Origin of the sequence: Nonomuraea sp. CA-141351 (assembly GCF_050944675.1) — a bacterium.
Lineage (GTDB): Bacteria > Actinomycetota > Actinomycetes > Streptosporangiales > Streptosporangiaceae > Nonomuraea.
In genome coordinates this window covers 8,439,349-8,454,657 of the sequence record NZ_CP191982.1, presented here as the reverse complement: position 1 = coordinate 8,454,657, position 15,309 = coordinate 8,439,349, and the positions used below count along the sequence as shown (strand labels likewise).

Annotated in this window: 15 protein-coding genes and 1 pseudogene; 14 read left to right on the top strand and 2 right to left on the bottom strand. The window is 72.8% G+C overall.

What is annotated here, in order from left to right; genetic code table 11:
• Positions 1-27 precede the first annotated feature (27 nt).
• Positions 28-1,515, top strand: coding sequence for a cation acetate symporter (locus ACQPWU_RS39825; RefSeq protein WP_433430841.1), 1,488 nt, complete (start codon positions 28-30; stop codon positions 1,513-1,515).
• Here ACQPWU_RS39825 and ACQPWU_RS39820 read toward each other — a convergent pair.
• Positions 1,512-2,042 carry an HD domain-containing protein gene (locus ACQPWU_RS39820; protein ID WP_433430840.1) on the bottom strand — a complete coding sequence of 177 codons (531 nt, stop codon included), beginning with the start codon at positions 2,040-2,042 and terminating at the stop codon, positions 1,512-1,514. The two genes, ACQPWU_RS39825 and ACQPWU_RS39820, sit on opposite strands and share 4 nt — an antisense overlap.
• A 226-nt stretch (positions 2,043-2,268) precedes the next feature.
• Here ACQPWU_RS39820 and ACQPWU_RS39815 point away from each other — a divergent pair, with 226 nt between their 5' ends.
• From ACQPWU_RS39815 to ACQPWU_RS39760, 12 genes are all read left to right on the top strand, one after another.
• A complete protein-coding gene (locus ACQPWU_RS39815; protein WP_433430839.1) occupies positions 2,269-3,183 on the top strand; it encodes a phosphate/phosphite/phosphonate ABC transporter substrate-binding protein in 915 nt (304 codons plus the stop codon).
• Positions 3,180-3,944, top strand: a complete 765-nt coding sequence (gene phnC, locus ACQPWU_RS39810) for a phosphonate ABC transporter ATP-binding protein (RefSeq protein WP_433430838.1) — start codon at positions 3,180-3,182, stop codon at positions 3,942-3,944. Before ACQPWU_RS39815 ends, phnC begins: the two co-directional genes overlap by 4 nt.
• On the top strand, positions 3,941-5,584 hold the full coding sequence (locus ACQPWU_RS39805) for a PhnE/PtxC family ABC transporter permease (RefSeq protein ID WP_433430837.1): 1,644 nt from the start codon (positions 3,941-3,943) through the stop codon (positions 5,582-5,584). Before phnC ends, ACQPWU_RS39805 begins: the two co-directional genes overlap by 4 nt.
• A 71-nt stretch (positions 5,585-5,655) precedes the next feature.
• Positions 5,656-6,375: a GntR family transcriptional regulator gene (locus tag ACQPWU_RS39800; protein ID WP_433430836.1), complete on the top strand. Its 720-nt coding sequence runs from the start codon at positions 5,656-5,658 to the stop codon at positions 6,373-6,375.
• A 5-nt stretch (positions 6,376-6,380) separates the two neighbouring features.
• Positions 6,381-6,812 (top strand): phosphonate C-P lyase system protein PhnG, encoded by a 432-nt coding sequence (gene phnG / locus ACQPWU_RS39795; protein WP_433445404.1) that lies wholly within the window; start codon positions 6,381-6,383, stop codon positions 6,810-6,812.
• Complete coding sequence (phnH, locus tag ACQPWU_RS39790) at positions 6,809-7,420, top strand: phosphonate C-P lyase system protein PhnH (RefSeq protein ID WP_433430835.1); 612 nt, start codon at positions 6,809-6,811, stop codon at positions 7,418-7,420. Before phnG ends, phnH begins: the two co-directional genes overlap by 4 nt.
• Positions 7,421-8,521 carry a carbon-phosphorus lyase complex subunit PhnI gene (locus ACQPWU_RS39785; protein WP_433430834.1) on the top strand — a complete coding sequence of 367 codons (1,101 nt, stop codon included), beginning with the start codon at positions 7,421-7,423 and terminating at the stop codon, positions 8,519-8,521.
• Positions 8,518-9,372 carry an alpha-D-ribose 1-methylphosphonate 5-phosphate C-P-lyase PhnJ gene (locus ACQPWU_RS39780; protein ID WP_433430833.1) on the top strand — a complete coding sequence of 285 codons (855 nt, stop codon included), beginning with the start codon at positions 8,518-8,520 and terminating at the stop codon, positions 9,370-9,372. Before ACQPWU_RS39785 ends, ACQPWU_RS39780 begins: the two co-directional genes overlap by 4 nt.
• Complete coding sequence (locus ACQPWU_RS39775) at positions 9,369-10,205, top strand: ATP-binding cassette domain-containing protein (protein ID WP_360697324.1); 837 nt, start codon at positions 9,369-9,371, stop codon at positions 10,203-10,205. Before ACQPWU_RS39780 ends, ACQPWU_RS39775 begins: the two co-directional genes overlap by 4 nt.
• Entirely contained in the window at positions 10,202-10,939 is a 738-nt protein-coding gene (locus tag ACQPWU_RS39770; RefSeq protein WP_433430832.1) for an ATP-binding cassette domain-containing protein, read from the top strand. The genes ACQPWU_RS39775 and ACQPWU_RS39770 overlap by 4 nt, the downstream gene beginning before the upstream one ends.
• Positions 10,936-12,111 carry an alpha-D-ribose 1-methylphosphonate 5-triphosphate diphosphatase gene (locus ACQPWU_RS39765; RefSeq protein ID WP_433430831.1) on the top strand — a complete coding sequence of 392 codons (1,176 nt, stop codon included), beginning with the start codon at positions 10,936-10,938 and terminating at the stop codon, positions 12,109-12,111. Before ACQPWU_RS39770 ends, ACQPWU_RS39765 begins: the two co-directional genes overlap by 4 nt.
• Positions 12,112-12,140: 29 nt before the next feature.
• Positions 12,141-13,037 (top strand): inositol monophosphatase family protein, encoded by an 897-nt coding sequence (locus tag ACQPWU_RS39760; RefSeq protein ID WP_433430830.1) that lies wholly within the window; start codon positions 12,141-12,143, stop codon positions 13,035-13,037.
• Between the two features lie 75 nt (positions 13,038-13,112).
• Here ACQPWU_RS39760 and ACQPWU_RS39755 read toward each other — a convergent pair whose 3' ends face one another.
• A complete protein-coding gene (locus ACQPWU_RS39755) occupies positions 13,113-14,132 on the bottom strand; it encodes a LacI family DNA-binding transcriptional regulator (protein WP_433430829.1) in 1,020 nt (339 codons plus the stop codon).
• 11 nt (positions 14,133-14,143) lie between these two features.
• On the opposite strand from ACQPWU_RS39755, the pseudogene ACQPWU_RS39750 reads away from it, so the two are divergent.
• Positions 14,144-15,306: pseudogene (locus tag ACQPWU_RS39750) on the top strand (trans-sulfuration enzyme family protein).
• Positions 15,307-15,309: the final 3 nt, after the last annotated feature.

Sequence of the window (15,309 nt, the reverse complement as noted above, 5' to 3'; positions counted from 1 at the left end):
CAGACGCGGCGCGGCGGAGCCGATCGCATGAGCCTGACCGCAGTTCTGGTCGTGATGGTGGCGGCCGTGCTCATCGGGGCGTTCGGGATCAGGTTCTCCCGTACCACCTCCGACTTCTACGTCGCCTCCCGCACGGTCAGCCCCCTCTGGAACGCCTCGGCCATCGGTGGCGAGTACCTGTCGGCGGCCTCGTTCCTGGGCATCGCCGGGCTCATCCTGTCGTTCGGCGTGGACATGCTCTGGCTGCCCGTCGGCTGGACCGGCGGGTACCTCGTGCTGCTGGTGCTGGTGTCGGCGCCGCTGCGGCGCTCGGGGGCGTACACGCTGCCGGACTTCGCCGAGGCCAGGCTCGAGTCGATGACCGTGCGCCGCACCGCGAGCGTGCTCGTCGTGTTGATCGGCTGGCTCTACCTGATGCCGCAGTTCCAGAGCGCGGGCCTGGTGCTGCGTACGATCACCGGCGCGCCCGTGTGGGTCGGCGGGCTGCTGGTCGCGGTCGTCGTGGCGGTGAACGTGCTGTCCGGCGGCATGCGGTCGATCACGTTCGTCCAGGCGTTCCAGTACTGGCTCAAGCTGACGGCGCTGGCCCTGCCCCTGGTGTTCCTGATGATGGCGTGGAAGGCCGGCGGGGCGCCCGCGGTGAGCGCGCAGGACGCCGCCACCTGGCAGGTGCCGCTGTCGGGCGGCAAGGAGTACGGGCTGTACTCGACGTACTCGCTGATCCTGGCCACGTTCCTGGGCACCATGGGGCTGCCGCACGTGCTGGTGCGGTTCTACACCAACCCGGACGGGCGGGCCGCGCGCCGTACGACGCTGGTCGTGCTGTCCCTGCTCGGCGCCTTCTACCTGCTGCCCGCCGTCTACGGCTGGCTCGGCCGGCTCTACGCACCCGATCTGGTGCGCACGGACACGGTCGTGCTGACACTGCCCGCGCGGATGGTCGGCGGCACCCTGGGCGAGGTGCTGACGGCGCTGGTCACGGCGGGGGCGTTCGCCGCGTTCCTGTCCACCTCGTCGGGGCTGACCGTGTCCGTGGCGGGCGTGATCGCGCAGGACCTGCTCAAGGGCGGGGTGCGCTCCTTCAGGATCGCCACGCTGATGGCGGTGGTGGTGCCGCTGGCCCTGGCGCTGTGGGCGCGGGAGCTGCCGGTGGCGGACGTGGTGGGGCTGGCGTTCGCGGTGGCGGCCTCGTCGTTCTGCCCGCTGCTCGTGCTGGGCATCTGGTGGCGCCGCCTCTCGACCACGGGGGCGCTGGCCGGGCTGTTCGTGGGCGGGGGGCTGGCGTCCGCGGCGGTGCTCGTCACGATCACCGCCGGTCCGCACGAGGGGCCCGCCGGGGCTCTGCTCGCGCAGCCGGCGGCGTGGACGGTGCCGATCGCGTTCGCGGTGATGGTGTCGGTGTCGTTCCTGACGCCGCACCGGGTGCCACCCGGGGTCGCCAGGACCATGGTCAGGCTGCACGCCCCGGAGAACCTCGACCTCGACCGCGGCGACTGGCGCCCCCGCTCCTCCTAACCGCCCATGATCCGTTCGTACGTGGCGATCAGGTCGTCCATGGGCAGCACCGGTCCCTCTGGGTCCTTGGCGAGGTCGTCCCACAGGCGGAGTGAGATCGCGTCGGCCGACCACTCGTGTGACGTGAACGCCGCCACCTCCTCCTGCGACATCGGCCCGCCCTGGGCGCGCAGCGAGCGCACCGACGCCGGGCTCAGCGTGCCGTGGTAGGCCGGGTCCACCGCGACCAGGTACCGCTTGGCGGCCACGTGCTGCTCGATCGCCCAGGCCGAGCGGGCGGTCAGGTGGTCGCGGGCGTACGCGGCGCCCGCCTGCTCGTGCGGCATCCCGCGGTGCCGCTCGGCGACCGGGCGGGCGCGGCCCACGTCGTGGAAGGCGGCCGCCAGTACGAGCTCGTCGTCCGCTCCGGCGGCCACGGCGTGCGCGGCGGCCTGGAGGGCGTGGGTGCGCTGGTCGACGGCCTCGCCGCCGTACGGGAGGCCGGCCAGCCCCTCGAAGAGGTCGAAGAGTTCATCCCGAGAAAGCATGACATGTCCTTTTATGCGCTGATGTTTCGACATGATGACCTCGGCAAAGTGGCCGGCGGATGGCCGCGCGATGTATGTGCACCGCCCGCGCGGCGACAGGCGGGTGGGTTCGCTCTACGTTAACCGCTCGGTTCGTGCACTGTCAGGCGCGCCTGACCTGGGCATCATCGGGGGCGAGCAGCGTGGCGAGCCGGACCTGGCTCATCACACGCTCGGAGACCTCACTGTGAAACGTTCCATGACCGCCCTGGCCGTGCTCGGCGTCCTCGCCGCGGGTTGCTCCTCCGCCAACGGCAGCACCGGCGGCGACGTGCTCCGGTTCGCCGCCGTGCCGGCCGAGCAGAACATCGACCCCACGGCCGAGTACAAGGACATCATCGCGCTGATCGAGAAGAACACCGGCAAGAAGGTGGAGTTCGTCCGATCGACCGACTACAACGCGGTCATCGAGGGCATGGTGTCGGGCAAGATCGACCTCGCCGAGTTCGGGCCGCTGTCGTACGTGCTCGCCAAGAGCAACGGCGCCAAGATCACCCCCATCGCCTCCATGGTCGAGAAGGGTGGCAAGCCCACCTACCAGAGCTACGGCATCGTCCCCGCCACCAGCAAGATCACCGACATCAACGGCTTCAAGGGCGCCAAGGTCTGCTTCGTCGACCCCGGTTCGACCTCGGGCTACCTCTTCCCCAGCCAGGGCCTGATGAGCTCGGGCATCGACCCGAAGACGGGCGTCGACCCCGTCATGGCGGGCGGCCACGACAACTCCGTCCTGTCGGTCGCCTCCGGCAAGTGCGACGCCGGGTTCGCCGAGAACGCCATGGTCGACCACATCCTCATCGACAAGGGCAAGCTCCAGGCCGGCCAGGTCAAGGTGGTGTGGAAGTCGGCGCCGATCCCCATGTCGCCCGTCGCCATGCGCGACGCGCTGCCCGCCGACGTGAAGGCCAAGCTGACCCAGACCTTCACCAAGGACGCCACCAAGGACCGGATGGTGCAGCTCGGCGTCTGCAAGGACGCCGACTCGTGCCGGGTGACGGCCGACTCGTCCATCTGGGGCTTCCAGCCCGTGACCGACGCCACCTTCGACCCCGTACGCCAGGTGTGCGCAGCCACCCATAACGAGAAGTGCTCGAAAGCATGACGGACGAGCCGGTCGTCGAGACGCGTGGCCTGGTCAAATCGTTCGACGCTGTGCTCGCCTGCGCCGGCATTGACCTGACCGTGCGCCGGGGCGAGATCGTCGCCCTGCTGGGCCCCTCCGGGTCGGGCAAGTCCACGCTGCTGCGCCACCTGAACGGCCTGACCAGGCCGGACTCGGGCGAGGTCAGGGTGCTCGGGGTGGACGTGGTGTCCGCCAAGGGCCCGTCGCTGCGGGCGCTGCGCGGCCGCATCGGCGTGGTGTTCCAGCAGTTCAACCTGGTCGGGCGGCTGACCGTGATGGAGAACGTCCTCAGCGGCGCCCTCGGCCGCGTGCGCGGCCCCCGGTACGGCATCGTCACCTGGCCGAGGGCCGTACGCGCCGAGGCCTTCGAGCAGCTGGACCGCGTGGGGCTGGCGGATCGGGCCTACCAGCGGGCGGGGAGCCTGTCGGGCGGCCAGCAGCAGCGCGTGGCCATCGCGCGGGCCCTGCTCCAGCGGCCGGAGCTGGTGCTGGCCGACGAACCGGTGGCCTCGCTGGACCCGGAGACGGCGGCCTCGGTGATGGACCTGCTCGTGCGGGTGTGCCGGGAGGACGGGCTGACCATGGTGTGCACGCTGCACCAGATGGAGCTGGCGCTGCAGTGGACCCGCCGCGTGGTGGGGCTGCGGCGGGGCGAGATCCGGTTGGACGAGCCGACCGACCTGCTCGACGCGGGCGGGCTGCGCACGCTGTACGTGTCGGACCCCGTGACGGTCCCATGACCACCCGCCAGGTCGAGGCGCCGCCCAGAGGCGGGCCCAGAGGCGGCGGTGCCCGGCCGAAGGCGCCCATGACCGGGCGGCGGGCGGCGGCGTGGGGGTTCCCGATCGTGTTCGCGGCGCTCGGGATCGCCGCGCTCGACCGGCTCGGCGTCGGTGTCGGAGGGCTGATCGCCGGGGCAGGGGAGGTCTCGGCGCTGCTCGCGCGGGCCTGGCCGCCCACGCTTTCGGATCCCGCCACGACGCTCGCGCACGCGCTCGACACGTTCTGGATGGCAGTCGCGGGCACGGCGCTGGCCACGCTGCTGGCCGCCGTGCTCGGCGTGCTGGCCGCCTCGCGCGGCAAGGCGGTCAGATCGGCCGCGCTCGGCGTGATCGTCGCCTGCCGGGCGATCCCCGACGTCGTGTTCGCCGTGTTCTTCGTGGCCGCGATCGGCATCGGCCCCCTGCCCGGCGTTCTGGCGCTGGGCCTGCACTCAGTGGGCATGCTGGGCAAACTGTTCGCCGAGGCGATCGAGAACGCCGACGCGGGCGTGCGCGAGGCCGTGGCGGGCACCGGCGCGGGGCCCGCCCAGCGGCTGCTGGCCGGGGTGCTGCCGCAGGTGGCGCCCGCCTGGATCGCGGCCATCCTGTACCGGCTCGACATCAACTTCCGCGGCTCCGTGCTGCTCGGCGCCGTCGGCGCGGGCGGCATCGGGCTCGACCTGAAGACCGCGTTCGGGTTCACCGACTATCCGGAGGCCACCGGGATCGCCCTGGTCACGGTGGCCGTCGTGCTGCTCGTCGAGGCGGTGTCCGTGACGCTGCGCGGCCAGCTCCTGGGCGCCGGACGCGCCGGCTCGATCCCGCCGGTCAAGGGGACGCGCGTGCCGTGGACACGTTCCCGGCTCGCCGCGCACCTGGCCGGATGGGGCGCCCTGGTGCTGGCCGCCGTGGCGTTCTGGCGCGTCGGCGCGAGCCCGGCCGCGCTGGCGGACGCGGCGAGCGGCTCTGTGCGGGCGCTCGGCGAGTTCTTCCCGCCCGACTTCGCGCCCGTGGCCGGCCTGCTCGGCGAAGGGCTGCTGGAGACGGCCGCCATCGCGTTCGGCGCGACCTTCCTCGGCGCGCTCGCGGGCGTGCCGCTCGGCCTGGCCGCCGCGCGGGCCGTCGCGCCCAACAACGGCGTGCGCCTGGCCGCCCGCGCTCTCTGCGTCGGCCTGCGCTCCATCCCCGACCTGCTGCTCGTGCTGGTGTTCGTGGCGGCGTTCGGGCTCATGGAGGGGCCGGTCGCGGGCACCCTGGCACTGGCCGTCTTCAGCGCCGCCCTGGTCGCCAAGCTCGTCGCCGACGACGCGGAGGAGCTGCGCCGGGGGCCGCGCGAGGCCGTGCTGTCCGCGGGCGCGGGGCCCGGGCAGGAGCTGACCGTGGCCGTCCTCGGCCAGCTCACGCCGCGGCTGGTGGCGACCACCCTGTACGCGCTCGACGTGAACCTGCGGGCCTTCTTCATCCTCGGCATCGTCGGCGCGGGAGAGCTCGGGTACGCGCTGAGCCAGCACATCAGGGCGCTCGACCACTCCGTGGTGACGGCGATCGTGCTGCCGGTGTTCGTGCTGGTCCTGGCCGTGGAGGCGATCTCGGCCCGGCTCAGATCCGTCCTGCGTTGATGGCCTCCACGCTCGTGCGGCGTCGCCGTCCGTTCACCCGCCGGTCAGAGACCGCGCCGAGGCTGCTTGTCATGACAAGCACGCAGCGCTACCTGGAGATGGCCGACATCCTGGAGGCGGAGCTGGCGCACGTTCCCGTGGGGGCGCAGGTGCCGAGCGAGCACGTGCTGGCCGAGCGCTTCCAGGTCAGCAGGCCGGCGGCCCGCGCCGCCCTGCAGGAGCTGGAGCGGCGGCTGCTGGTGCGCCGCGTCCAGGGTGTCGGCACCTTCAGGCGCGGGCGTGTGGAGTACGTGATCTCCGCCCACTTCCCGCCGTCGTTCAGCGAGACCGTGCGGCTGGCGGGCGCCGAGCCGGGCACGCGGCTGATCAGCTGCGGCGTCCGCCGAGCGGTCGAGCAGGAACGCGCCAGGCTCGGCCTGGCCGCCGGCGCAGCCGTGTGGGCGGTCGAGCGGGTGTTCAGCGTGAACGGCGAGGTCGCCGCGTACGCCACCAGCGTCCTGCCCCGGCGCTCCCTGCTGAACCTGGACAGGGAGCTCGGCGACGAGGTCTCCCTGCACAAGGTGCTGCGCCGCCGCTACGGCCTCACCGTCGTCCGCTCCCGCTACCGCATCAGCCTGGACGTCCCCCCGCAGGCGATCGCCGAGCACCTGACGGGCGGCAGCCGGGGACCCGTCTGGCTGGCCGAGAGCGTGAACCGCGCCGTCGGCGGCCCGTACGTCGAGTACGCGCGCACGTACCTGCGGCCCGACGTGCTCGATGTCACCTTCGAGATCGAAGAGGAAAACCATTGACCGACGTGATGACCAGGGAGGAACGCGCCGAGCTGCTCGCCGCCGCCACTCCCGACGAACTACTGCCCCTCGCCGAGCGCCTGCTCCAGTCGGGCGCCCTCGGCGAGCCGACCGTCCTGCACGCGCCCGAAGTGGGGATGGTGATGCTCACCGTGCGCGAGCCGGTGGCCGAGGAGCGCTTCCACCTGGGCGAAGTGCTGGTCACCTCGTGCACCGTCGAGGTGGCCGGGACCGCGGGATGGAGCATGCGCGGCGATGACGACCGCGTGGCCGCGCTCGCTGCCGCCCTGCTCGACGCCGCCGCGGCCGCCGAACTGCCTGCCGCCCGGGACGTACATGCCTTGTGCGTGGCCGTCGCCGAGCGGCGGGCCGGCGAGGACGCCGCCGAATGGGCCGAGGTGTCCGCCACCCGGGTGGCCTTCGAGGAGCTGACATGACGGCCGTTTCCACTGCCGGGATCGGCGTTCACGTCCGGGCGATGACTCCCACGCCGGCGCAGGCGCAGGCGGACTTCCGCGCGCTGCTGAACGCGCTGTCCCGCCCGGGAGTGCTCGACGCCGTGGGACGCGCCGACGGCCCGCCCGCCCTGACCGTGGCGGCCGGGTTGGCCGACGTCGAGGTGCCCACCGCTGTGCTGACCGACTCGGGCGACGAGCACTGGGCGCGGGCCCTGCACCTGGCGACCTCGGCGCCGGTCGCACCGCCGGAGGCGGCCCGCATGGTGGTCGCGCTGCGCCCACCGACGGCCGCCGAGATCGCGGCCATGCGCCGCGGGGACGCCCTGCATCCCGAGCACGGCACCCGCCTGATCGCCGCCGTCACCACGCTGGGCGAGGAGGGGGTCGGGCTCGCGCTGCGCGGGCCCGGGGTGCCGGGGACGCGGCGTCTGCGGGTCGCGGGCCTGCCGCGCGCGGTGTTCGCCGCCCTCGCCGAGGCCAACGCCGGCTTCCCTGCCGGGATCGACACCTTCCTCGTCGCCGGGGACGGGACCGTCGCCGGGCTGCCTCGCAGCACCCGCATCGAGATCGAGAACGGAGACGACTGAATGGGGTACTCAGGTGCCAGCGGCGGCCACGAGGCCATCCTCGCCGCCGAGCGGCTCGTCGAACGCCACCGGTACGGCGGCCCCAGCGCCTGGCTCGGCATCGACCAGATCACCGGACGGCTGCGGCTGGCCTTGGACCGCATCATGGGGGAGGGCGGCCTGTGGGCCCCCGAGCTGGCGGCCAGGGCGTTGCGCCAGTCGGAGGGCGAAGTGCAGGAGGCCGCGCAGCTCATCAGGGCACACCGCTCCACGCTGCCCCGGGTGGCGTACTCGGAGCCGGTGCACGCCGACGAACTGCGCGTCTCGCGCCGTATCTCGCCTGCCTTCCGAAACCCGCCGGGCAGCCAGCTGCTCGGCCGCACCCTCGACTACGTGGGCCGGCTGCTCGACCTCATGCCGGAGGAGCAGGCCAAGGCCCGCGTCCACGAGCCCGCGCCCGTACCGGAGCCGCCCGTTCACCACAACGGGCATGACGGCCACGATCCGCGCCGCCCGCCCCGCCTGCTCGGCCTGCTCCGCTCGATGGGCATGCTGGTGGACCGGCGCACCGATGGCGATCCGGAGCCGTACGACATCACGAGGCTGCCCGTCCGTCCGGGAGTGCCCAGGTCGGCACGGCTGACGGCGATGGCGCGCGCCGAGACCGGCGCCCTGGTGCATCTCTGGTACGCCAGCACGTTCCAGCCGGGACGGCACAACCACGAGTTCCCCGGCGAGGTGCGCCACGGGACCCTCCCGGTCCGGGTCCGCCATCCGCTCACCGGCAACCCGGTCAAGGTGGCCGAGGTGCGGGTCACCGAGGTGGAGACCATCGACGACCTCGACCGCGCCGAGGAGGACCGCAGCAGGCTGGACCTCGGCTACGGCATGTGCTTCGGGCACAACGAGCGCAAGGCCATCGCCATGGCCGGGCTCGACCTGCTGGTCCACCGGGACGGCGGGCGTACGAGCCTGGAGCAGGAGGTCCTGCTGACCCTCGACGGCATCGAGGCCTCCGGCTTCCTGGAGCACCTCAAACTGCCCCACTACGTGGACTTCAGATCGGTGCTCGACCGCAAGCGCGCGGTACGGGCCGCCATGGAGAAGGCGGCCGGCCGATGAGGACGGTAACGGAGCTGGCCGGAGCCGGCGGCCACCGGGGCATCTTCGACGAGTTGTCCAAGCGCGAGGTACGCAGGGCCGCGCTCACCGCGGTGGCCGTGCCCGGCTACCAGGTGCCGTTCGGCTCGAGGGAGATGCCGGTCGCCCGCGGCTGGGGCTCCGGCGGGCTGCAGGTGACGCTGGCGCTCGTCGGCCCGTCGGACCGGCTCAAGGTCATCGACCAGGGCGAGGACGGCGGCGTGAACGCCGCCAACCTGCGCCGCCTCGTCGTCGGCCACGTCGGCTGCGAGGAGGAGACCGACACCCGCCGGGCCAGCCTGATCCAGTCGAGGCACCGCATCCCCGAGACGCCGCTCCGCGCCGACCAGGTCCTCGTGCTCCAGGTGCCGGTGCCCGAGCCGCTGCGCGCCGTCGAGTCCGACGTGCGCGAGCAGCGCCGCATGCACGCCGAGGCCGACTACTCCCGGATGTGGGTCGGTTTGTACGAGGACATCGTGCGCAACGGCCTCGTCACCAAGACGGCCGGCTACCCGTGCATGGTCGACGGCAGGTACCTGATCTCGCCCACGCCCATCCCGAGGTTCGACGTGCCGAAGCTGGACCGGGCCGAGCACCTGACGCTGTTCGGGGCGGGGCGGGAGAAGCGGATCTATGCGGTGCCGCCGCACACGCGGGTGGAGCCGCTGGTCTTCGAGGACGTTCCGTTCGAGGTCGAGCACACGCCGGGCGCGGCCTGCCGCCACTGCGGCGCCGATGAGACGTATCTGGTCGAGGTGCCGTCGCAAGACGGCTCCGTGGCCTGGGTGTGCAGCGACACGGACCACTGCACGCGTAACAGGGAGGGTAGATGAGCTGGGCGTTGAAGGTCGACGGGCTCGGCAGGGTCTACGGCGAGCAGGGGCAGCGGTCGCTGCCCGGCACCGGACCCGAGCACGGCACCTCGGTCTCGCCCGCGACCGGCGCGGTGGTGGCCGCGTGGGACGTCGGCTTCGAGGTGGAGCCCGGCGAGGCACTCGGCATCGTAGGCGAGTCGGGGTCGGGCAAGTCGACGGTCATGCGCTGCCTGGCCGGCGACGAGCGGCCCAGCCGGGGCCGCGCCTACCTGCGCGGCTACGACGACGGACGAACCGACGTGCTCGCGCTCGGCGACAGCGCGCGGCGGCGGCTGCGCGTCGACCGGATCTCCGTGGTCTACCAGGACCCCGCCGCGGGGCTGGACCTCGACATCAGCGCGGGCGGCAACATCGCCGAGCGGCTCACCGCGGCGGGCGGGCGGCACTTCGGCCGCATCCGCGAGCGGGCCGCCGAACTGCTGGAGCTGACGGAGGTGCCGCTGGCCCGCATGGACGATCCGGTACGCACGTTCTCCGGAGGCATGAGGCAGCGCGTGCAGATCGCCAAGGCGCTGGCCAACCGTCCGCCCGTGCTGCTGCTCGACGAGCCGACCACGGGCCTGGACGCCTCAGTCGCGGCCGGCGTGCTCGACCTGCTCAGGGGCCTGCTGGAACGGCTCGGCGTCGCCGCCGTGGTCGTCTCCCACGACTTCGGCGTCATCGAGATGCTGACCAGGAGGGTGATGGTGATGCAGCACGGCCGCGTCGTGGAGACCGGCCTGACCGACCAACTGCTGGAGGACCCGCAGCACCCCTACAGCCAGCGACTGGTCGCGGCGGCGCGCGGATGAACGTCCTGGAGATCAGGGGACTGGTCAAGTCGTTCACCCTGCACACGATCGACGGCCGCACAGTCGGCGCGCTGCGCGGCGTGGACCTCGACGTGGCCCAAGGCGAGCATGTCGCGCTCGCGGGCTCGTCCGGCGCCGGCAAGTCGTCGCTGCTCAGATGTGTCTACCGCACGTACGTCCCCACCGCCGGCCGGATCGTCCTGCGCACTTCGTCGGGGACGGCGGTCGACCTCGCCGCGCTGACCGACCCCCAGGTCGCCGACCTGCGGGGCAGGGAGCTGGGCTACGTGTCGCAGTTCCTGCGCGCCGAGCCGCGCAGGGCCGTGCTGGACGTCGTGGCCCGTGCGGGCGCGGCCCGCGGCCTGGACCTCGACGCGGCCAGGGACGCCGCGGCGGCGGCGCTGCGCCGGCTCGGCATCGATGAGCGGCTGTGGGCCATGCACACGACCGTCCTGTCCGGCGGCCAGAAGCAGCGCGTGAACCTCGCCGCCGGAACCATCTCGCCTCCCAGGCTGCTGCTGCTCGACGAGCCGGTGTCGGCTCTCGACCCGGCCAACAGGGAGGCCGTGCTGTCCATGATCGCCGAGCTGGCGGGCGCGGGAGTGGCGGTGCTGTCCGTCTTCCACGACCTCGACGCCATCGAACGGCTGGCCACCCGCGTGGTGGTGCTCGAAGAAGGCAGGGTGGCCGCCTCAGGACCGCCCGCAGAACTGAAGCTGGAGGTGGCTCGATGAGAGCGTTCGCCCATGCCAGAGCCGTACTGCCCGACCGCGTCATCGACGACGCGCTCGTCGTCGTGGAGGAGGGCCTGATCACCCACGTCGGGCCCACGCGTCCCGGCGCGGTCCCCTCGGAAGCGGTGGACATGCGGGGGGCCCTGCTGCTGCCCGGCATCGTGGACACCCACAGCGATGGGCTGGAGACCGAGCTGCGGCCCCGGCCTGGGGCGGAGTTCGAGGTGGGGTTCGGGGTGTCGAGCTTCGAGGGGCGGGTGCGGGCGGCCGGCGTCACGACCGTGTTCCACGGGGTGGCGTTCGAGTCGCACTACCGCAAGGGGCGCACGGTCGAGCGGGCGCACCTGCTCGACGCCGCGATCAAGGAGCGCGCCGCCTCCGGGCACGCACTGGTGGACCACCGCATCCTCTACCGGCTCGACGCCCGAGACCCCGAGGGCCTGGCGGGTCTCGACGCGTGCCTGTCCGATACGCCCACGCCACCGCCGCTGGTGTCCTTCGAGGACCACACGCCCGGGCAGGGACAGTACCGGGACTCGGCCGTCTACCGGCGCTGGCTGGAGGGCACCGAGGGCATCTCCACCGAGGAGGCGCAGCGGCGGGTGGAGACCCTGGTGGCCGAGCGCGACACCCGTATCGGGCAGCGGGAGATCGCGCTGGGACGGCTGTCGGAGCTGGCGGCGCTGGGGCGGGCGCGGTTGCTCGCGCACGACCCGGTGACAGCGGACGAGATCGACGTCGCGCTGGCCAACAGGGTGGCGGTGGCCGAGTTTCCCACGACCATGGAGGCCGCGCGGGCGGCTCGCGAGCGCGGGCTGCGGGTGGTGGCCGGCGCCCCCAACGTCCTGCGGGGCGGCTCCCACTCGGGAAACGTGGCGGCGGCCGAGCTGGTCGCGGCCGGCCTCGTGGACGGGCTGTCCAGCGACTACATGCCCTCGGCGCCGCTGGCGGCCGCCCTGCTGCTGGCCTCCCGCGAGAGCGTCACGCTGCCGCTCGCGGTGGCTCTGGTCACGTCCGGCCCGGCGTCGGTCGCGGGGTTGTCCGATCGAGGCGAGCTGGTCGAGGGGCAGCGCGGCGACCTGGCGGCGGTGACGATGGACCGGGGATGGCCGACCGTGCGGATGACGGTCACGGCGGGTGACGTCGCGCTGCCCGCGGGGGTAGGACGATGACGGAGACGCCGCGAGGAGTGGAGAACGCGATGCCGGTCGCGGATGAGCACGGGAACGGCTCCGGCCCGAGGCCGCCGGTGCCGGGCCGGCGGGGGTGGAGCGCCGGGGTGCCGGCGGAGGCGCACCCGGCGCTTGCCGCCGCGGCCTCCGCCGCACTCGACGCCTACACCGCCGCGACCGCCGAGCACGACCCCGCGGCCCTGGCCGCCGTCGTGGCGGAGGGCGCGGACGGCACCCCCACGATGCGCATCGACGTACTCGTCGAGAACGCGATCCTGGCCGCCCTGTCCAGCCACCCGATCAACGTGCTCAGCGAAGAGACCGGCTGGGTGGACAACGGCTCGGCGCTGACCCTGGTCATGGACCCCGTGGACGGCTCCGCGAACGCGGCCGCGGGAGTGCCCCTGTCCGCGTTCTCCGCGGCAGTGGCTGAGGACGGCGTCTTCACCGAGGCGCTGACCGTCTGGCTGGACACGGGGAGGAGCTGGTGGGCGGCGTCGGGCGTGCCGTCCCGGCTGCGCACGACGGGCCGTACGACGCTGACGGGCGCGGCGGTGTCCCTGCTGCGGCCGCACCCGGCCAACCCGGGGGCGGCCGCGGCCTGGTGGGAGGTGGCGCGGCGGGCGGCCCGCGTGCGGATCCTGTCCACGAGTTGCCTGGAGGGGGCGCTCGTGGCTCAGGGAGCGACCGACGCCTTCGCCGACGCCGCCACCGACACGCACCGCCTGGTGGACATCGCCGCCTCGGTGGTGCTGGCGGAGTCGGCGGGCGGGGCCGTCAGAGACGTGTTCGGCCGCGCCATCGGGCTGGACACCGACCTCACCAAGCGCTGGAGCGGCATCGTGGCGGCCACTCCCCACCTGGCCGACGAACTGGCGCAGGTCCTCCGCGAGGCCTACCACTCCCGCCCCGCACCCCCCGCCTAGCGTTCCGCTGCCCCATGGGCGCCCACACGCATCGGCCGCGTCACGCCCCGGCTGTGTGCACTACGCGCGGGCACGTCAGGGGGGCGGGAGCTCGCCGGAGCCGCGCGCCACGAGCTCGACCGGGACCTTCACGCGGCGCGGTGACGGCGACGGGTTCAGCAGGAGGTCGACGGCGCTGCGGGCCAGGCGGGTCGTGTCGTAGCGGACCACCGTCACCCCCGGGTTGAAGACGTCCGCTAGGGCGAAGTCGTCGAAGCCCACGTACGCGGGCCGCTCGGGCCGCTCCCGCAGCGCCTGGAGGATGCCGATCGCGGCGCGGTTGTTGGTGGCGAAGAAGGCCGTCGGGGGATCGGCGAGGTCCAGGAGGCGGGTGACCTCGTGCGAGACCCGCCACGGGTCGAAGATCCCGCGCACCACCAGCGCGTCGTCGGCCGCCACTCCGGCCGCGCGCAGCGCCATGCGGTAGCCGGTCGCGCGGTCGTGCACCGAGCTCACCCCCTCGTCGTCCGAGATCAGCGCGATCCGGCGGTGGCCACGGGCCAGCAGGTGCTCGGTCGCGGCCCGGCCGCCCCGCACGTCGTCCAGCAGCACCACGTCCGCCGACTCGAGCCCGGGCGGGACCCGGTCCACGAACACCGTGGTGAGCGAGGCGTGCTCGGCCAGCCAGCCGTGATCGGCGGCCGAGGGGACGACGATCAGGGAGTCCACGCCCCGCGCGTACATGGACTCGATCAGCATGCGCTCCTTGTCGGCGCTCTCCTCGTACGAGCCGAACACCACCAGCGCCTCGTGCTCGGCCGCGGCGGACTCGACGGCGGCCGCCAGGCGCGAGTAGAACTCGTTCGAGATGTTCTCCATCACCAGGCCCAGCGTCAGCATGGTCGCGCCCCTGGCCAGGCGGGCGGCCGCCTCGTTGCGACGGTAGCCGAGCGCGCTGATCGCCGCCTGCACCCGCTCCTGCAGCGAGGCCCTGACGTGCGGCTCCTGGTTGACGACCCGGGAGACGGTCTTGAGGCTCACGCCCGCGTGACGGGCCACATCAGCCATGGTCGGCTTGCCGCTTCCCTCCAAGCGGCCGCGCTCCCTCGCTGTCATAGTCTGCCCCCATGGATGACGAATGGATCTGTGGCCGGATGGGCGAGGACGAGCCCTGGATGCTGGGCGCGGTCAACCCGCCGGTGTTCGAGAACTCGCTGTTCACCTTCGCGACGGCGGAGGAGCTCGGCGAGGCCGTCAGGAACGAGGACGAACGGTACGTCTACTGGCGGGGGACCAACCCGACGGTCGATCTGGCCCAGCGTAAGCTCGCCGCGCTCGAGCGAGGTGAGCGGGCGAAGTGTTTCGGGTCGGGAATGGGGGCCATCTCGGCCACCATCTCCTCGCTCGTGCAGGCCGGGGACCACGTCCTGGTGCTGGGCGCGGTGTACGGGCCCACCACCCAGTTCCTGCGATACCTGGAGAAGTTCGGTGTCACGCATACGCACGTGGGCGACCTCGCGGGGTGTGACAGCGCTATCAGGCCGAGCACTCGCCTACTCTACTTCGAATCGCCCTCCTACATGGCCTACGCGTGCTCGACATCGCGGAAGTGACGGCGTGGGCGCGGGAGCGCGGGCTGGTGACCGTCATGGACAATACCTGGTCCACGCCCATCTTCCAGAAGCCGCTCACCATGGGCGTCGATCTCGTCGTGCACTCGCTGTCGAAGTACATCGGCGGGCACAGCGACCTCGTCGGCGGCGTGGTCGCCGGCCCGTCCAGGCTGATCAGGCCGCTGGCGCTGACCGAGTACCAGCTGTACGGGGCCGCCATGTCGCCGCACGACGCGGCCAAGGTGATCAAGGGACTGCGGACGCTGCCGGTACGGATGGCGGCGCACCAGGAGCGTGGGCTGGCCGTGGCCGAGTTCCTGAGCGGGCATCCGGCCGTGCGGGCGGTGAACCATCCCGGGCTGCCGTCCCATCCGGGGCACGCCATCGCGTCGCGGCAGATGTCGGGGTTCTCCAGCCTGTTCAGCTTCGTGCTGGACACGGAGTCGCAGGAAGAGGTTGGAGGTTTCCTCGATAAATTGCGACATTTCAGGATTGGGGTGTCCTGGGGAGGCTTCGAGAGCCTGGTGAACGCGCCTGCCCTGTCCACCGAGGAGAGCGTGCGGGCGACGATGGGCATCCCGGTCGGCCTCGTCCGCCTCTCGGTCGGCCTGGAGCCCGCGGACACGTTGATCAAGGATCTCGGTCTAGCGCTGGAGGGGGTCGGTCGCCTAGCGTGACTG

What these genes read in the sequence shown, in the direction of transcription:
- ACQPWU_RS39780 (WP_433430833.1), top strand. Translation starts at nt 8,518, where the DNA reads ATGAGGACGGTAACGGAGCTGGCCGGAGCCGGCGGCCACCGGGGCATC.
- ACQPWU_RS39800 (WP_433430836.1), top strand. Translation starts at nt 5,656, where the DNA reads ATGACAAGCACGCAGCGCTACCTGGAGATGGCCGACATCCTGGAGGCG.
- ACQPWU_RS39820 (WP_433430840.1), bottom strand. Translation starts at nt 2,042, where the DNA reads ATGCTTTCTCGGGATGAACTCTTCGACCTCTTCGAGGGGCTGGCCGGC.
- phnH (WP_433430835.1), top strand. Translation starts at nt 6,809, where the DNA reads ATGACGGCCGTTTCCACTGCCGGGATCGGCGTTCACGTCCGGGCGATG.
- ACQPWU_RS39805 (WP_433430837.1), top strand. Translation starts at nt 3,941, where the DNA reads ATGACCACCCGCCAGGTCGAGGCGCCGCCCAGAGGCGGGCCCAGAGGC.
- ACQPWU_RS39755 (WP_433430829.1), bottom strand. Translation starts at nt 14,132, where the DNA reads ATGACAGCGAGGGAGCGCGGCCGCTTGGAGGGAAGCGGCAAGCCGACC.
- ACQPWU_RS39770 (WP_433430832.1), top strand. Translation starts at nt 10,202, where the DNA reads ATGAACGTCCTGGAGATCAGGGGACTGGTCAAGTCGTTCACCCTGCAC.
- ACQPWU_RS39785 (WP_433430834.1), top strand. Translation starts at nt 7,421, where the DNA reads ATGGGGTACTCAGGTGCCAGCGGCGGCCACGAGGCCATCCTCGCCGCC.
- phnC (WP_433430838.1), top strand. Translation starts at nt 3,180, where the DNA reads ATGACGGACGAGCCGGTCGTCGAGACGCGTGGCCTGGTCAAATCGTTC.
- ACQPWU_RS39775 (WP_360697324.1), top strand. Translation starts at nt 9,369, where the DNA reads ATGAGCTGGGCGTTGAAGGTCGACGGGCTCGGCAGGGTCTACGGCGAG.
- ACQPWU_RS39825 (WP_433430841.1), top strand. Translation starts at nt 28, where the DNA reads ATGAGCCTGACCGCAGTTCTGGTCGTGATGGTGGCGGCCGTGCTCATC.
- ACQPWU_RS39765 (WP_433430831.1), top strand. Translation starts at nt 10,936, where the DNA reads ATGAGAGCGTTCGCCCATGCCAGAGCCGTACTGCCCGACCGCGTCATC.
- ACQPWU_RS39760 (WP_433430830.1), top strand. Translation starts at nt 12,141, where the DNA reads ATGCCGGTCGCGGATGAGCACGGGAACGGCTCCGGCCCGAGGCCGCCG.